Raw genomic sequence first — 16,502 nt, forward strand, 5'->3', positions numbered from 1 at the left:
CAACCGGCTGCACGCCAGTCGACCGCCGGCGAATGGGCTCAACCGCCCGCGTCCATGTCGCCGGCCTCGCGCTGGCCGCTGAGCCAGAGCGCGAGCAGGGTCCAGAACGCGCCGGAGAGCAGGTACGCACCCGAGGCGATGACGCCGAGATTGGTCGCAAGCAACAGAGCGACGAGCGGCGCAAAGCCGGCACCGAACAGCCAGGCCATGTCCGAGGTCAGCGCCGAGGCGGTGTAGCGATACGTCTGCCTGAAGTTGGAGGCGATCGCGCCCGACGACTGGCCGAACGACAGGCCGAGCAGGATGAAGCCGATCACCATGTAGATGGTCTCGCCGAACGCGCCGGCGTCGAGCAGTTGCGGGGCGAAGCCGCTGTAGATCGCGATCGCGATCGCCGATCCCATCAGGAGCGACTTGCGGCCGACGCGGTCGGCGATGACGCCGGAGAGCACGATCGCAACGACACCGAACACGGCGGCGACGATCTCGATGATCAGGAAGCGCACCGGGCTTTCGCGGGTGAACAGGAACACCCAGGACAGCGGAAACACCGTGACCATGTGGAACAGCGCGAAGCTGGCCAGCGGCGCGAACGCGCCGAGCATGATGTTCTGGCCTTCGCGCGCGACCGTCTCGGAGATGCGCGAGGGCTGCAATTCGCGGGTCTCGAACAGCGAGGCATATTCCTCCGTCGTCACCATGCGCAGGCGGGCGAACAGCGCCACGACGTTGATGGCGAAGGCGACGAAGAACGGATAGCGCCAGCCCCAGTCGAAGAAATCGTCGGCCGACAAATTGCCGGCGAAATAGGCGAACAGCGCGCTCGCCACGATCAGCCCGAGCGGGGCGCCGAGTTGCGGCACCATCGCGTACCAGCCGCGCTTGGAGGACGGCGCATTCAGCGCCAGCAGCGAAGCCATGCCGTCCCAGGCGCCGCCCCAGGCCAGACCCTGCGCAATGCGCGCCAGCGCCAGCAGCCAGATCGCGGCAACGCCGATCTCGTGATAGCCGGGCAGGAACGCAATCGCGACGGTGGCGGTGCCGAGCAGGAACAGCGCCGAGATCAGCTTGGCCGTCTTGCCGTACTCGCGGTCGACCGTCATGAAAATGACGGTGCCGATCGGCCGGGCCATGAAGGCCAGCGCGAAGATCATGAAGGAATACAGGGTGCCGGTCAGTTCGCTCGCGAACGGGAACACCAGGCGCGGGAACACGATCACCGAGGCGATCGCGAAGACGAAGAAGTCGAAGAATTCCGAGGTGCGGCCGATGATGACGCCGATGGCGATCTCGCCGGGACTGGCCTGGTCGTGGCCGTGCTCGCCCGAGTGGAGGTCTGCCATTGCGGGGGTCTGTGCCGTCGCCATTCGTGTGCCCTTAACGTCCTGAAAACCAAAGCCGACCGCCCGGCGGGCGCCAGGCAATCTCGACCTGTCTGGCCCAACATTCCGCACTGCAACATTGGACAAATTGTCCAATGTCCGGATTGCTGCGCCGCAGCTACCCGTTGGCCTCGCAAAGGAAACTCATTCTCAAAGGCTCGGCCCGTGTCCCGTCTCAAGATCCTGGCGCTGCTACCCCTGGCGGTTGCGCTCAGCGGCTGCAACTACGTCGTGCTGGCGCCGGCCGGCGATATCGCCGCGCAGCAGCGCGACCTCGTCATCATCTCCACCGTCCTGATGCTCCTGATCGTCGTCCCCGTGATGGCGCTGACGGTGCTGTTCGCCTGGCGCTATCGCCAGTCCAACACCGAAGCCCGCTACGAGCCGGAATGGGACCACTCGACCAGCCTCGAGCTGGTGATCTGGTCCGCACCGCTTTTGATCATCGTTTGCCTGGGCGCGCTGACCTGGATGGGCACGCATCTGCTCGATCCCTATCGCACGCTCGGCCGCATCCATGCCGACCGTGCCGTGGACCAGTCCAAGGCACCGCTCGAGGTCGACGTCGTCGCGCTCGACTGGAAGTGGCTCTTTATCTATCCGGACTACGGCATCGCCACCGTCAACGACCTCGCGGCTCCGGTCGATCGTCCGATCAATTTCCGCATCACGGCGTCCTCGGTGATGAACTCGTTCTACATCCCCGCGCTGGCCGGCCAGATCTACGCGATGCCGGGCATGGAGACCAAGCTCCACGCCGTCGTGAACCACGCCGGCACCTACAAGGGCTTCTCGGCGAACTACAGCGGCGCCGGCTTCTCCGGCATGCACTTCAACTTCCAGGGGCTCGACGACAAGGGCTTCGATGCCTGGATCGCCAGCGCCAAATCCGCGGGCGGCTCGCTTGGCCGCGCCGAATACCTCCAGCTCGAGAAGCCGAGCCAGAACGAGCCGGTGCGCCGCTACGGCACGATCGACTCCGATCTCTACCGCCTGATCCTCAACATGTGCGTCGAGACCGGCAAGATGTGTCAGAGCGAGATGATGGCGATCGACGCCAAGGGCGGGCGCGGCCATGAGGGCCTGAACAACACCCTGCCGCTGGCCTACGACAAGTACGCCCGCCGCGGCACCGCGCTCGGGCCCGAACCGACCTTCGTCGCCGGCACCTGCACGCCTGAGGCCCCGCAGGGCAAGACCACCGCGTCCATCACGGCGCCCATCGACACCACGCCACTGCTCGGCGCCGGCCTGAAGCGGCCGACCTTCACGCCGCTGAAGGCCTCGTCCTTCTTCCTCGGACAACGTCCCAAGTCAGACTCCTGAAGTCAGACTCCTGAAGTCAGCCTCCTAAAGAGAGCTCGCATGTCTCCTGATCTTCTCAAGCTCATCTTCGGCCGTCTCGGCATCGATTCGCTGCCGCTGCACGAGCCGATCCTCGTCGGTACCTTCGTGATGGTCGCGCTCGGCGGCATCACGCTGTTCGCCGGCGTGACCTATTTCCGCCTCTGGGGCTATCTGTGGCGCGAGTGGTTCACCACCGTCGACCACAAGCGCATCGGCATCATGTACATGATCCTCGGCATCGTGATGCTGCTGCGCGGCTTCGCCGACGCACTGATGATGCGCGCGCAACAGGCGCTCGCATTCGGTGGCTCCGAGGGTTTTCTGCCCGCCCATCACTACGACCAGGTCTTCACCGCCCACGGCGTGATCATGATCTTCTTCGTGGCGATGCCGCTGGTCACCGGCCTGATGAACTATGTCGTGCCGCTCCAGATCGGCGCGCGCGACGTGTCGTTCCCGTTCCTGAACAATTTCAGCTTCTGGATGACGGTCGGCGGCGCGGTGCTGGTGATGGCTTCGCTGTTCATCGGCGAATTCGCCCGCACCGGCTGGCTGGCTTACCCGCCGCTGTCGAACATCGGTTACAGTCCCGATGTCGGCGTCGACTATTACATCTGGGCGCTGCAGGTCGCGGGCGTCGGCACGACGCTGTCCGGCATCAACCTGATCTGTACCATCGTCAAGCTGCGGTGCCCCGGCATGACCATGATGCGGATGCCGGTCTTCACCTGGACCTCGCTCTGCACCAACATCCTGATCGTCGCCTCCTTCCCGGTCCTGACCGTCGTGCTCGCGCTGCTCTCGCTCGACCGCTACGTCGGCACCAACTTCTTCACGAACGATTTCGGCGGCAGCCCGATGATGTATGTGAACCTGATCTGGATCTGGGGCCATCCCGAGGTCTACATCCTGGTTCTCCCCGCCTTCGGCATCTTCTCGGAAGTCACCTCGACCTTCTCCGGCAAGCGCCTGTTCGGCTACACCTCGATGGTCTACGCCACCGTCGTCATCACCATCCTGTCGTACCTGGTCTGGCTGCACCACTTCTTCACGATGGGCTCGGGCGCCAGCGTCAACTCGTTCTTCGGCATCACCACGATGATCATCTCGATCCCGACGGGCGCGAAGATGTTCAACTGGCTGTTCACGATGTATCGCGGCCGCATCCGCTTCGAGCTGCCGATGATGTGGACCATCGCGTTCATGCTGACCTTCGTGCTCGGCGGCATGACCGGCGTGCTGCTCGCAGTGCCGCCGGCCGATTTCGTCCTGCACAACAGCCTGTTCCTGATCGCGCACTTCCACAACGTAATCATCGGCGGCGTGGTGTTCGGCGCGTTCGCCGGCATCAACTACTGGTTCCCGAAGGCGTTCGGCTTCAAGCTCGATCCGTTCTGGGGCAAGCTGTCGTTCTGGTTCTGGGTCACCGGCTTCTACCTCGCCTTCATGCCGCTCTACGTGCTCGGTCTGATGGGCGTGACCCGCCGCCTGCGCGTGTTCGATGACCCGAGCCTGCAGATCTGGTTCGTCATCGCCGCGATCGGGGCTGGCTTGGTCTTCCTCGGCATTCTCAGCATGCTGATGCAGTTCGCGGTCTCGTTCCTCAAGCGCGAGCAGCTCGAGGACGTCACCGGCGATCCCTGGGATGCGCGCACGCTGGAATGGGCGACCTCTTCGCCGCCGCCGGACTACAACTTCGCCTTCACGCCCGTCGTTCACGACAATGACGCGTGGTGGGACATGAAGCGCCGGGGCTACCAGCGTCCGCTCACCGGGTTCAAGCCGATCCACATGCCGAGCAGCACCGGCACCGGCATCATCCTCGCCGGCTTCGCCACCGCGATGGGGTTCGGCCTGATCTGGTACATCTGGTGGCTGGCGGCTGCGAGCTTCATCGCGATGCTCGTCGTCGGTATCGGCCACACCTTCAACTATCACCGCGACTTCGACATTCCGGCTGACGACGTCATCCGGACCGAGGACGCGCGCACCAAACTGCTCGCCGGAGCCAAGTAAATGACTGTCGCTGTCAATCCCTCGCAAACCGGCGAGCCGGTCTTCTATCTCGCCGACGAACACCCGCATCCGGAAGGCTACAGCACCTCGCTCGGCTTCTGGATCTACCTGATGAGCGACTGTCTCATCTTCGCGATGCTGTTCGCCACGTTCGGCGTGCTCGGCGCCAATTACGCCGCCGGCCCCGCGCCGAAGGACCTGTTCGACCTCGACCTGGTCGCGGTGAACACCTCTATGCTGCTGCTCTCCTCGATCACCTATGGCTTCGCCATGTTGACGATGCAGCAGAACAAGATCGCCCAGACCCAGATGTGGCTGGCGATCACCGGCCTGTTCGGCCTCGCCTTCATCGGCATCGAGCTCACCGAGTTCGCCCACATGATCCATGAAGGCGCCACGCCGCAGCGCAGCGCCTTCCTGTCCGCCTTCTTCACCCTGGTCGGCACCCATGGCCTGCACGTCTCCTGCGGCCTGATCTGGCTGGTGACCCTGATGGTGCAGGTCGGGAAATTCGGCCTGATCGAGGCCAACCGCCGCCGCCTGATGTGCCTGTCGATGTTCTGGCACTTCCTCGACGTGGTCTGGATCGGCGTCTTCACCTTCGTCTATCTCCTGGGAGTTCTGCGATGAACACCGACACCCATGCCGCCCACGCGGACGACCATCACCACGGCGACGGCCACGCCCACGGCTCGTTCTCGACCTATATGCTCGGCTTCGTGCTCTCGGTCGTGCTGACCGCGATCCCGTTCTGGCTTGTGATGAGCGGCGCGCTTCCGAGCAAGCAGATCACCGCGCTGGTCATCATGGCCTTAGCGGTCGTGCAGATCGTCGTGCACATGATCTACTTCCTGCACATGAACACGACGTCCGAGAACGGCTGGAGCATGATGGCGCTGATCTTCACCATCGTCATGGTGGTGATCGCGCTGTCCGGTTCGCTGTGGGTAATGAACCACCTCAACAGCAACATGATGCCGATGCACGAAATGACCGGGATGAAATGAGCGAGTTGGGGACCGTGACAGGCAAGGCAACGGGCGCTGGCCGCAAGGCCGGGCGTCCGTCCTTGTGGCTCGCGGTCCTCTCGCTCACGGCCTTCGTGCTTCTGATCGCGCTCGGCGTCTGGCAGATCGAGCGCCGCGCCTGGAAGCTGGCGCTGATCGACCGCGTCGAGCAGCGCATTCATGCACCGGCCCAGCCGGTCCCCTCGCCCACGTCATGGCTTGCCGTCTCCGCCGCGAATGACGAGTACAGGCACGTCAGCGTCGCAGGCCGCTTCCTGCATGACCGCGAGACGCTGGTTCAGGCCGTCACCGAGGAAGGCGCCGGCTATTGGGTCCTGACCCCACTTCAGCGCAGCGACGGCACGACGGTCCTGGTCAATCGCGGCTTCGTGCCGTCCGAGCGACGCGACGCATCGACCCGCCGGGACGGCAATCCCGAAGGTGCGGTCGCAATCACCGGGCTCTTGCGCATCACGGAGCCGAAGGGCGGATTCCTCCGGAACAACGTGCCTCAGCACAACCGCTGGTACTCGCGGGATGTCGCCGCGATTGCTGCGGCACGCGGCCTCGATCACGTCGCGCCCTTCTTCGTCGACGCCGACGCCGGATCACAATCCGGCGGCGGGCCAATCGGCGGATTGACCGTGGTCCGCTTTCCCAATAACCACCTGATCTACGCGCTGACGTGGTTTGCCCTGGCATTCATGCTGGCGGGTAGACTCTTCGTCACCTTCGGCGGCGGGCTGTTCCGTCGCAGGCGCTTCGTCCACGAACCGGCCGGCGGGTCCGATACCGTCGCCCGCAGGACGGGATCAGATGCTGGAACGATCGTCGAGCCGACCTGACGACGGAAGAACGCACGGCGTCGTCACGCTGCAATCGCAGGCGGACGCGCGCAGCGAGCTGATCGGCGCCGCGCCCACCGACGACGAGACCAACCGCAAGAACATGGCGCTGCTGATCCAGCTGCGCTGGACCGCGGTGGTCGGCCAGATCGTGACCATCGGCGGCGTGCATTTCTGGCTCGGCATTCCCCTGCCCCTCACCCGCATGGGCGCGGTGATCGGCGCGCTGGTCTTTCTCAACGTCTCCAGCCTCGTCTGGGTGCGTCATCGCGCCGCGATCACCAACAACGAGCTGCTGGTCGCCCTGATGCTGGACGTCGCGGCGCTGACCGCGCAGCTCTACCTCAGCGGCGGCGCCACCAATCCCTTCACCTCGCTGTTCCTGCTTCAGGTGACGCTGGGCGCGGTGCTGCTCGATGGTCGCTCGACCTGGTCGCTGGTCGCGCTGACCTGCGCGAGCTTCATCTGGCTGACCCTGGCCCACCGGCCGCTCGAGCTGCCGCCGAATCCGCTGAGCGAGACCTACAGCCTCACCGTGGCCGGCATGCTGCTGGGCTTCATGCTCAACGCCGTGCTGCTGGTGGTGTTCGTCACCCGCATCAATCGCAACCTGCGCGAACGGGATGCGCATCTGGCGGCGCTGCGCCAGCATGCCGCCGAGCAGGACCATATCGTGCGCATGGGCCTGCTCGCCTCCGGTGCGGCACATGAGCTCGGCACGCCGCTCGCTTCGCTCTCGGTGATCCTGAGCGACTGGCGCCGCATGCCGGATCTCGCCGCCGACCAGGAGCTCGCCGAGGATCTCGCCGAGATGGAGACCTCGCTGCAACGCTGCAAGTCCATCGTCACGGGCATCCTGGTGTCGGCCGGCGAAGCGCGCGGCGAGGGCTCATCGCCGACGACGGTGACGGCCTTCGTCACCGCGCTGGTGGAAGAGTGGCGCGACGCGCGCTCGGCCCGCACGCTCTATTTCGTCAACACCTTCGGCGAGGACGTCGCGATCGTCTCCGACGTCGCGCTGAAGCAGGTGATCTTCAACGTGCTCGACAACGCCTACGAGGTATCGCGCGACTGGGTCGAGCTCGTTGCCGAGCGCGAGGGCGACAACCTCGTGCTGTCGATCAGCGACCGCGGTCCCGGCTTTGCGCCGGAAATGCTGGCGCAGCTCGGAAAGCCCTATCAGTCGAGCAAGGGCCGCACCGGCGGCGGGCTTGGCCTGTTCCTGGTGGTGAACGTGGTGCGCAAGCTGGGCGGCAGCGTGACCGCCGAGAACCACAGGAAGCGCGGCGCCACGGTCCGCCTCACGCTGCCACTGGCTACGCTTGCGATCGGAGGCAGCTTTGACGCCTGACCGTTCGCTCATCGTCGTCGAGGACGATGCCGGCTTCGCGCGCACGCTGAAACGCTCGTTCGAACGCCGCGGCTACGACGTCGTGCTGGCCGCCTCGATCGAGGACGTCCGCAAGGTGCTGGAGGAGCGCTCGTTCGGACATGCCGTAGTCGACCTCAAGCTTGGCGGCGCCTCGGGCCTCGCCTGCGTCGAGCTTTTGCACACGCACGATCCCGACATGCTGATCGTGGTGCTGACGGGCTTTGCCAGCATCTCGACCGCCGTCGAAGCGATCAAGCTCGGCGCCTGCCACTATCTGGCAAAGCCGTCGAACACAGACGACATCGAAGCCGCCTTCAACAAGGCCGAAGGCAACACCGAAGTCGCGCTCGATGCGCGGCCGACCTCGATCAAGACGCTGGAATGGGAACGTATCCACCAGACGCTGATCGAGACGGATTTCAACATCTCGGAAGCCGCGCGGCGGCTCGGGATGCACCGCCGCACGCTGGCACGGAAACTGGAAAAGAGGCCGGTGAAGTAGGCCTGGAGCATGATCCGGAAAAGTGCGAAGCGGTTTTCCGAAAAGATCATGCTCAGCAGCTTCCGGACCGGAGACTTGTTCGCCTTGTGGTGAGCGACAACGAGGTCGAGCGTGGGTGCCTCTCCGCGCACAGGTCGGGTGGTGACCGTCTCCGGCAAATATCGCTTGGTATAGGCCGGCAGCAGCCAGGGCAGAACCGAGACCAGCTCGTCAAACAATCGACCACGGCCATAGCTGATCCGAAAACAAAAAGCCCGGCCGCAAGGCCGGGCTTTTGATCTGTTGCGATCGACGCGCGAGACGCTTACGCCGCCTCGTCGGCGACCGTGGTGCCGTCGCCCTCGGTATCGTCGCTATCGCCCTCGGCATCCGTGTCACCCTCGCCTTCGGCGGCTTCGGACTTGGCACCGGTGCGGCGCGGGCTCTTGGCGAGCTGGGCTTCGATCTCCTTGACCGCTTCGGTCTCGGTCGAGTGCTGCACCACCGCGATCTCGCGGGAGAGACGGTCGAGCGCCGCTTCGTAGAGCTGGCGTTCGCTGTAGGACTGCTCGGGCTGCGACTCGGAACGATAGAGGTCACGCACGACTTCCGCGATCGCGACGATGTCGCCCGAATTGATCTTCGCTTCGTATTCCTGGGCGCGGCGCGACCACATGGTGCGCTTGACCCGGGCGCGGCCCTTGAGCGTCTCGAGCGCCTTCTTCACCAGCGCAGGCTCGGACAGCTTGCGCATGCCGACATTGGCGACCTTGGCGGTCGGCACGCGCAGGGTCATCTTGTCCTTGATGAAGTTGATGACGAACAGCTCGAGCTTCGCGCCAGCGATCTCCTGCTCCTCGATGGCCAGGATCTGGCCGACACCGTGAGCGGGATAGACGACGAATTCGTTGGCCTTGAAGCCCTGACGCTGGGTCACGACCTTCTTTTCCTCGAGCTTCGGCGCAGCAGCGGCGGGCTTCACGGCCGGCTTGGCGGCGGCAACGGGGGCTTTGGCAGGAGCAGCAGCAACAGGGGCCTTCGGCGCAGCGGGCTTGGCAGCAGGGGCCTTGGCAACGGCAGGCTTGGCAGCAGCAGGCTTGGCAGCAGCAGGCCTGGCAGCAGCAGGCCTGGCAGCAGCAGGCTTGGCAACGGTCGCTTTCGCGGCCGGTTTGGCAGTCTTGTTAGGCATTGCGCTTCTTTTGTTCTTCGAGGACTTTGCAGCCGGTGCCTTCGTCGCGGTCCGACCCTTGGATGCGCTACGGCTGGCCGCGGCGACTTTTTTGGGCTCCTTATGGGAGGCCCTCGCTGAAGTACTCTTTTTACGCGTTTTCTGTGACACAGCCTGCGCGCGGAAACTGCCACGCCCCTGTTCGACATTTGGTTTCACGGGAACCCAGCGGGGCCAACGGGGCTGACAGGGTTCGGCTTAATGTGCCCAATATAGCACATTTCCCGCAAAAATCAATGATTTAGGGGTGATGAGGGCTGGTTTTCGGCGGCAACGCCGCTATTAGGGTTAAGTTTAAGCCCGAATTAGTCGCCTGAGCCGGGGTTCGGAGAAAAATATTTCTCGAACTTGCCTTCCTGGCCGTCGAAATCCTTCGCGTCGGCAGGTGATTCTTTCTTCTGGGTGATGTTCGGCCAGCTCTTGGCGTAGTCGGCATTGACGGTGAGCCATTTTTCCAGGCCCGGTTCCGTGTCCGGCTTGATGGCGTCGGCGGGACATTCCGGCTCGCACACACCACAGTCGATGCACTCGTCAGGATGGATGACGAGCATGTTCTCGCCCTCGTAGAAACAGTCGACCGGGCAGACCTCGACGCAGTCGGTGTACTTGCACTTGATGCAGGCTTCAGTGACGACGTAAGTCATCCAACGCTCCGAAAAGCTCTTTCAAAAGTCGCGGCTTGCGTAGCGCGGATGGCCCGGCGCTGCAAGGTCGGGAACGGTCGATCATGACGGCTTTATGTGCTCGATCGACCAAGAAATGAACTCAAAGCGCAATTAATTGCGCCGAGAGTTTGGATCACCGTCGCCGACCTCTTCGTAGAGCACGCGCGCCGAGGCTGCATCGCCGCGGCGCTCGTTGAAGGCGGTGACTTTCAGGACCCGCACGGTGCGATCGAGCGCGATGGTGAGGACGTCACCGATCTTGATCGCATGTCCCGGCGATCTCTCGCGCGCGCCGTTGACGCGGACGTGGCCGGATTCGACGAGTTCAGCGGCGGAGGTGCGCGCCTTCACCACCCGCGCGTGCCACAGCCATTTGTCGATGCGCTGCCGCTCGGTCGTGGGTCACTCCTTACGACCGGACAGCTGCTCTTTCAGCGCAGCGAGTTTTGCGAAGGGCGAGTTCGGATCGACCGGACGATCGCGCTCGCGCGGGGTCGCGCTCGAGGCGTAGGGCCGCAGCGATGGACCGCCCTGGCGGTCACGGCCCTTGTCGCGGTCGCGGCCACGGTTGTCGCGGCCCTTGTCGCGATCGCCGCCGAACTTGCCCTTGTTGCGATCGCGATCCTTGTTGTCGCGGTCCTTGCCCTCGAAGCGGCGGTTCTTGTCGTCACGTCCCTCGGGACGCGGCGCAGCTTCGCCACCACCTTCGCGCGGCTTGCGGAAATCCCTGCCGCCATCTCTGCGATGACCACCATGACGATGGCGCTCGCCCGGCTTCGCGCCTTCGGCAGCTTCGCCGGGCGCAGCCTCGGCGGGCGCGGCGCCGGCTTCGGCACCGGCCTGCGGACGCTGGTGATGACGCTGGTGGCGATGGCGCTCGTGGCGCGGCTTGCGGTCCTCGTGACGGCCGCCGGGACGCCAGACCTCGACGAGCTCGGGCTCGGCGGGCGCAGCTGCAGCCTCCGCAGGCGCAGCAGCATCGGCGGATGCGGCAGCTTCCGTAGCAGCGGTCTCCGCGGGAGCGGTTTCGGCAGCTTCAACGGGTGCAGCAACTTCTTCTGCCGGCGGTGCGATGCCGGGAGCATCTTCCGGCGTGACGGGAGCTTCGGGCGACGCTTCCAGGGCCGGCTCTTCATGCGCGGGCTCGTCGTGCAGCTCCATGCCGGGCGCGTCCTCGACGGTGACCGGCTCTGCTGATACAGCTTCGATCGATGCGGCTGCCTCTTCAGGCAGGCCGGCAACGGCCTCGGCCGCGGTCTCGCTCGATGTGTCGGCGCTGCCCTCCGCAGGCGATGTCTCTGCGGCGACCGTCTCGGCCACGACCGGCTTCTGCGGCAGCGGCGGACGCTTCTCCATGCGGTAGCCGAGTGCGCGCAGCACGGAGGCGAAATCCTCGCCGGCCGAGCCCGTGAGCGAGGTCATCGCCTGCGTCACGACAAAGCAGCGGCCGTCGAACGCGCCGGCGGGCTTTTCGCCGGGCGAATTGTCGCGCCAGGCCAGCGCGGGGCGGATCAGATCGGCCAGGCGCTCCAGGATGTCGACGCGCACGGCACGCTCGCCGGCCTGCTTGTAGCCGAGCACGCGATAGGCATCGCGCGGCAGCTGCTTGTCGACCGGGAACGAGGTGCGGCCGGAAGATGCCAGATGCTGCGCGCCCGACAGCGACGACAGATCGACATTGTCCTGCTTCAGCGCCCAGAGCAGCGCGGCCAGCGCACGCGCGGCGGGCTTCAAGAGGCCGGGGAAATAGAGGTGATAGGCGCCGAAGCGGACGCCGTATTTGCGCAAGGTCGCGCGCGAGGGCTGGTCGAGATCCTTCAGCTCGTTGGCGATCTTGGGCCGTTCGAGCACGCCGAGCGCCTCGACGAGCTGATAGGCGATGCCGCGGGCGATGCCGGTGACGTCCTCGGCCTTGGACAGCTCGAACATCGGACCGAGCAGCTTTTCGATATGCGTCTTGAGCCAGAGCTCGAGCCGGGCCTGCACCTTGTCGCGTGGGCCGCCCGTGAGACGCTCGTCCGAGATGATGCGGATACGCGGATGCAGCGCATCCTCTGCGGCGGACAGCCGCGCCACGGCATCGCCGGTCCAGCGGATGGTGCCTTCTGAGGTCAGCACGAACTGATCGTCCGGCGCGTTGCCCAGTTTTTCGGCGCGCGCGTTGATTTCGCCGGCGAGCACCGCTTGCGCGGCAGCCTGCAAGGCTTTCGCATCGGAGCCGGCTTCCGCCGCATCCGGTGCAAAGGTGAAGCCATCGAGACGGCCGATGACATGGCCTTCGACGATGACTTCGCCGGTCTTGCCGATTTCCGTATTCAAGCTCGTGTTCTCCCGCAGGCGGCGCATCAATACACTGGTCCGGCGATCAACGAAACGCTCAGTCAAGCGTTCATGGAGCGCATCCGATAATTTATTTTCGACCTCCCGCGCGATCCCCTGCCAGCGTTCGGGGTCTTTCAGCCAGTCCGGGCGGTTAGCAACGAAGGTCCAGGTGCGAATCTGCGCGATCCGGGCCGACAGCGTGTCGATGTCGCCGTCGACGCGGTCGGCCTGGTCGATCTGGGCCGCGAACCAGGCATCGGGAATGCATCCCTTCTTCATCAGGAAGCCGTAGAGCGTCGTCACCAGCTCGGCATGGGCCGCCGGCGACAGTTTTCGGTAGTCGGGGACCTGGCAGGCCTCCCACAGCCGTTCCACCGCTTCCTTGCCATGTGCGGTATCGCGCACCTCGACGTCGCGGGCGGCGTGGTCGAGCACGCGCATGTCCTCGGCGATCGGCGCGCGCGTCAGCGCCTCGTGGCCGGGCGACTGGTTCAGCGAGACCTGGAGCGCGCCCAGCGAGGTGAAATCCAGCCTCGAATTGCGCCATTGCAGCATCTTCACGGGATCGAAGGTGTGGTTCTGCAGCGCGTTGACGAGCTCGGGCTCGAACGGCGCGCAGCGGCCGGTGGTGCCGAAGGTGCCGTTGCGGGTGGCGCGGCCGGCGCGGCCGGCGATCTGCGCGAATTCGGACGGCGTCAGCCGGCGGAACTGGTAGCCGTCGAACTTGCGGTCGGAGGCGAAGGCGACGTGGTCGACGTCGAGATTGAGGCCCATGCCGACGGCGTCGGTGGCGACGAGATAGTCGACCTCGCCGTTCTGGAACATCTCGACCTGCGCGTTGCGCGTGCGCGGCGAGAGCGAGCCCAGCACCACGGCGGCGCCGCCGTGCTGGCGGCGGATCAGTTCGGCGATGGCGTAGACCTCGTCGGCGGAGAACGCGACGATGGCGGTGCGGCGCGGCTGCCGCGTGATCTTGCGGTCGCCGGCGAATTCGAGCTGCGACAGCCGCGGCCGCGTGATCATGGACACGCCGGGCAGCAGCCGCTCGATGATCGGGCGCATCGTGGCAGCGCCCAGAAGCAGCGTCTCGTCGCGGCCGCGGCGGTTGAGGATGCGGTCGGTGAAGACGTGGCCGCGTTCGAGATCGGAGGCGATCTGGACCTCGTCGACGGCGAGGAACGAGACGTCGAGGTCGCGCGGCATCGCCTCGACGGTCGAGACCCAATAGCGCGGGCTCTTCGGCTTGATCTTCTCCTCGCCGGTCACAAGCGCGACGGCTTCGCTGCCGACCCGCGCGGCGATCTTGTTGTAGACCTCGCGCGCGAGCAGGCGCAGCGGCAGGCCGATCATGCCGGAGGGATGCGCGAGCATCCGCTCGATGGCGAGATGGGTCTTGCCGGTGTTGGTCGGGCCGAGCACCGCAGTGACGCCGGCGCCGGGGAGCCGCTCGGAAGCGAAGGGGGAGGAAGAAAAGGGCATCTGGGAGATTAGGTAATGGCGGATTGGGGCGAATGTCAGTGCCGTTGTGCCGACCCTCATCCTCGGGAGCGCGTCAGCGCGTCTCGAAGGATGAAGGCCCGGATGGTGCCATGGAGGGAGCCGGGCCCCTCGCCCTTCGAGACAGCCGCTTGTGCGGCCTCCTCGGGGTGAGGGGATCAAACCGCGGAGAGCGTGGCGCCGCTCCCCAAATCCCGCGCAACTGTCTCACTTTGCGACGCTTTTCCCTGTGTCCTTAAACTTCGGAACGACTCTAGAACGAATCGCGGCCGAATCGCTGACTCCGGCCAGAGTCCTGTTCCGTTCACTCAACATGTCGCGGGAGGCTTATTGGCTGTGCACTAGATGAAGTTTTGGGCTGCCGCACAAGCGACGTTTCGGTGGCGGATTCGTTAAAGCTGGGGACGGCGCGGAGTCGAATCAGAATCGGGGAGGAGTCAAATGGATTCCCGGCACCGGGCCCCTCCAAGACAAAACTGCGAAAACAACCCCATGCACAGTAGAAACGGGCCCGCGGCGGGGGACCGGGCGATCTGGCATAACGTATTGATGTTGCTATCTTTATTACCCTTCCCTGGTGGGGAGGGTCAAGGTCACTGCGTCTTGGCGACCCTGGGCGGCTGCGCCGAGGTGATGAAGCTGGTGGCTTCCAGCATGGCCGGGCCGAGCGGTGTCGGGACCTTCAGCCAGAACGGCACCAGGATGCGCGTACCCGCGATCGGCGCGAAGGCGACCTCGATGTTGCGCTGGGCGGCGAGGTATTTGATCACGGGGCGGTCGGGGATGTAGCCGGCGACGGGCACGAAATACATCGAGCAGACCACGACGGGGCCGCGATAGCCCTTCTCCGCCTTCACGGTCTCCATGCGCTTGAAATCGAGCTTCAGCTCGTAGCGCATGCGGCCGTCGAACACCGGCGCGGAATTGTGGCAGGCATCCGGCCCCACGGGATCGCCGGTGCCGGGCACGCGCAGCAGCGAGGCCGTCATCGGGTCCCAGACGCCGCGGCGATGCGCGTCGGTGACGAGGATGCGGTCGGGATCGACCGGCGGCTCCGGCTCGATGCCGAACTCCTTCACATTGCCCTTGTCGAGGGTGATGTGGATATTTTCCGTCTTCTTCGAGGTGGTGGTGGAGGCCTGGTAGCCGGTCGCGACCAGCGCGCCGTTGACGACGCGCCCCTGCGAGGCGCCGGTGCCGGACCCGCCCGCGAACGATTTCAAAAGCCCCGTGGTGCCGCCGCTGGCCGCGGCCGCGAACACGTCGTCCTGGATGTCGATGTTCCAGGCGCCCTTGCCGACGGGAATGCCCGCCAGCGTCGCCTCGTACTGCGCCTCGAGCTTGCCCTGCGCCGCCACGGGATCGGCCACCCACGCCAGCGCCAGCCCGCAAAGGGCGGCCGTGGCCAGCCGGCCGGCAGAGCGCGGACCGGCCGCGCGCGGCTCCGTTGAGCGCAGGCCGGGCGCAGGATGGGGCGTTGTGAGCACGAAACAATCCAATCGGGGCGCGAACGGTTGTTACTTAAGCCAAAAACCGCGGCACACAATGTGTCCGGGCATGTCAGGCGCGGAACTCCACCCGATATTTCGGGTGCGAATACGCCCTTTATGTGATGGTAAGGGGTTTTAAACATTGCCGTTTTGGTGATCGGCGGGCGCCGCGGCCACGAACACCTCTCCCGCTCTCGTCCGCCGAAGTTTCGGCGAAGGCGGACGCGGGAGAGGAGGCCCACCGCCGCCGGCTCGGGCCGCCAAAACCCGCCCCAAAACCTTGACGGCCCGCCCCTTCCCCCCTATACGTCCGCCGCTCCCTGCAAGGACGAAAGAATTAGCCCCCGTGGCGCCCCGGATGGCGGCCGCACTCGTTGGGGGCTCGAACCAAGGATTTTTGCCATGTCTCGCCGCTGCGAACTGACGGCCAAGGGCCCCCTCGTCGGCCACAAGGTCAGCCACTCCAACATCAAGACCAAGCGCCGCTTCCTGCCGAACCTGGTCAACGTGACCTTCATCAGCGAAGCGCTGGGCCGCAACGTGCGCCTGCGCGTCTCCACCAACGCGGTCAAGAGCGTCGACCACAATGGCGGCCTCGACCCCTATCTGCTCAAGGCCAAGGCCGACGTGCTGTCGCCGCGCGCCCTCGAGCTGAAGCGCGCCATCCAGAAGAAGGTCGGCCCGACCCCCGCGCCGGAGAAGAAGGCGAGCTAAGCGAGTTTTGGAATTGGGCGAGGGCTTGCGTCGGGTGGCGTAGGCTTGGCCGGATAGAGTTTTGCGTGACGGCCGGATCGGAAGATCCGGCCGTTTTTGTTGATGCGCGCCGAATACTTCGTAAACCCAAGGCAGC

At 65.3% G+C, this 16,502-nt stretch carries 14 protein-coding genes; 8 read left to right on the plus strand and 6 right to left on the minus strand.

The window, feature by feature from the left end; translation table 11 throughout:
- Window positions 1-38 precede the first annotated feature (38 nt).
- Window positions 39-1,367 carry an MFS transporter gene (locus OC450_RS27150; RefSeq protein WP_211386173.1) on the minus strand — a complete coding sequence of 443 codons (1,329 nt, stop codon included), beginning with the start codon at window positions 1,365-1,367 and terminating at the stop codon, window positions 39-41.
- A 180-nt stretch (window positions 1,368-1,547) separates the two neighbouring features.
- On the opposite strand from OC450_RS27150, the gene cyoA reads away from it, so the two are divergent.
- Genes cyoA through OC450_RS27185 form a run of 7 tightly spaced genes read left to right on the plus strand, consistent with a single transcriptional unit; the run spans window position 1,548 to window position 8,471 of the window.
- Window positions 1,548-2,708, plus strand: coding sequence for a ubiquinol oxidase subunit II (gene cyoA / locus OC450_RS27155; protein WP_211386172.1), 1,161 nt, complete (start codon window positions 1,548-1,550; stop codon window positions 2,706-2,708).
- 39 nt (window positions 2,709-2,747) lie between these two features.
- Window positions 2,748-4,745, plus strand: a complete 1,998-nt coding sequence (cyoB, locus tag OC450_RS27160) for a cytochrome o ubiquinol oxidase subunit I (RefSeq protein ID WP_211386171.1) — start codon at window positions 2,748-2,750, stop codon at window positions 4,743-4,745.
- Window positions 4,746-5,375, plus strand: a complete 630-nt coding sequence (cyoC, locus tag OC450_RS27165) for a cytochrome o ubiquinol oxidase subunit III (protein ID WP_256805486.1) — start codon at window positions 4,746-4,748, stop codon at window positions 5,373-5,375.
- A complete protein-coding gene (gene cyoD, locus OC450_RS27170; RefSeq protein ID WP_262048989.1) occupies window positions 5,372-5,752 on the plus strand; it encodes a cytochrome o ubiquinol oxidase subunit IV in 381 nt (126 codons plus the stop codon). The genes cyoC and cyoD overlap by 4 nt, the downstream gene beginning before the upstream one ends.
- Complete coding sequence (locus OC450_RS27175) at window positions 5,749-6,597, plus strand: SURF1 family protein (RefSeq protein WP_262048990.1); 849 nt, start codon at window positions 5,749-5,751, stop codon at window positions 6,595-6,597. The genes cyoD and OC450_RS27175 overlap by 4 nt, the downstream gene beginning before the upstream one ends.
- Window positions 6,569-7,948, plus strand: a complete 1,380-nt coding sequence (locus tag OC450_RS27180) for an ATP-binding protein (RefSeq protein ID WP_211386167.1) — start codon at window positions 6,569-6,571, stop codon at window positions 7,946-7,948. Before OC450_RS27175 ends, OC450_RS27180 begins: the two co-directional genes overlap by 29 nt.
- Window positions 7,938-8,471, plus strand: a complete 534-nt coding sequence (locus OC450_RS27185; RefSeq protein WP_211386166.1) for a response regulator transcription factor — start codon at window positions 7,938-7,940, stop codon at window positions 8,469-8,471. Before OC450_RS27180 ends, OC450_RS27185 begins: the two co-directional genes overlap by 11 nt.
- Before the next feature lie 304 nt (window positions 8,472-8,775).
- Here OC450_RS27185 and OC450_RS27190 read toward each other — a convergent pair whose 3' ends face one another.
- The 5 genes from OC450_RS27190 to OC450_RS27210 all read right to left on the minus strand — a co-directional run bounded on the left by OC450_RS27190 (window position 8,776) and on the right by OC450_RS27210 (window position 15,619).
- Window positions 8,776-9,639: a CarD family transcriptional regulator gene (locus OC450_RS27190; protein ID WP_262048991.1), complete on the minus strand. Its 864-nt coding sequence runs from the start codon at window positions 9,637-9,639 to the stop codon at window positions 8,776-8,778.
- 344 nt (window positions 9,640-9,983) lie between these two features.
- The gene (gene fdxA / locus OC450_RS27195) at window positions 9,984-10,322 is read right to left on the minus strand and encodes a ferredoxin FdxA (protein ID WP_211386164.1); all 339 of its coding nucleotides are present in this window, start codon (window positions 10,320-10,322) and stop codon (window positions 9,984-9,986) included.
- 132 nt (window positions 10,323-10,454) lie between these two features.
- Window positions 10,455-10,724, minus strand: a complete 270-nt coding sequence (locus tag OC450_RS27200) for an RNA-binding S4 domain-containing protein (protein WP_256806189.1) — start codon at window positions 10,722-10,724, stop codon at window positions 10,455-10,457.
- A gap of 21 nt (window positions 10,725-10,745) precedes the next feature.
- Entirely contained in the window at window positions 10,746-14,144 is a 3,399-nt protein-coding gene (locus tag OC450_RS27205; RefSeq protein WP_262048992.1) for a helicase-related protein, read from the minus strand.
- 611 nt (window positions 14,145-14,755) lie between these two features.
- Entirely contained in the window at window positions 14,756-15,619 is an 864-nt protein-coding gene (locus OC450_RS27210; RefSeq protein WP_211386294.1) for a DUF3108 domain-containing protein, read from the minus strand.
- A gap of 435 nt (window positions 15,620-16,054) precedes the next feature.
- Here OC450_RS27210 and rpmB point away from each other — a divergent pair, with 435 nt between their 5' ends.
- Entirely contained in the window at window positions 16,055-16,366 is a 312-nt protein-coding gene (gene rpmB / locus OC450_RS27215) for a 50S ribosomal protein L28 (protein WP_211386162.1), read from the plus strand.
- Window positions 16,367-16,502 lie beyond the last annotated feature (136 nt).

It is taken from the genome of Bradyrhizobium sp. Bra78 (assembly GCF_024519855.1).
GTDB lineage: Bacteria > Pseudomonadota > Alphaproteobacteria > Rhizobiales > Xanthobacteraceae > Bradyrhizobium > Bradyrhizobium japonicum_G.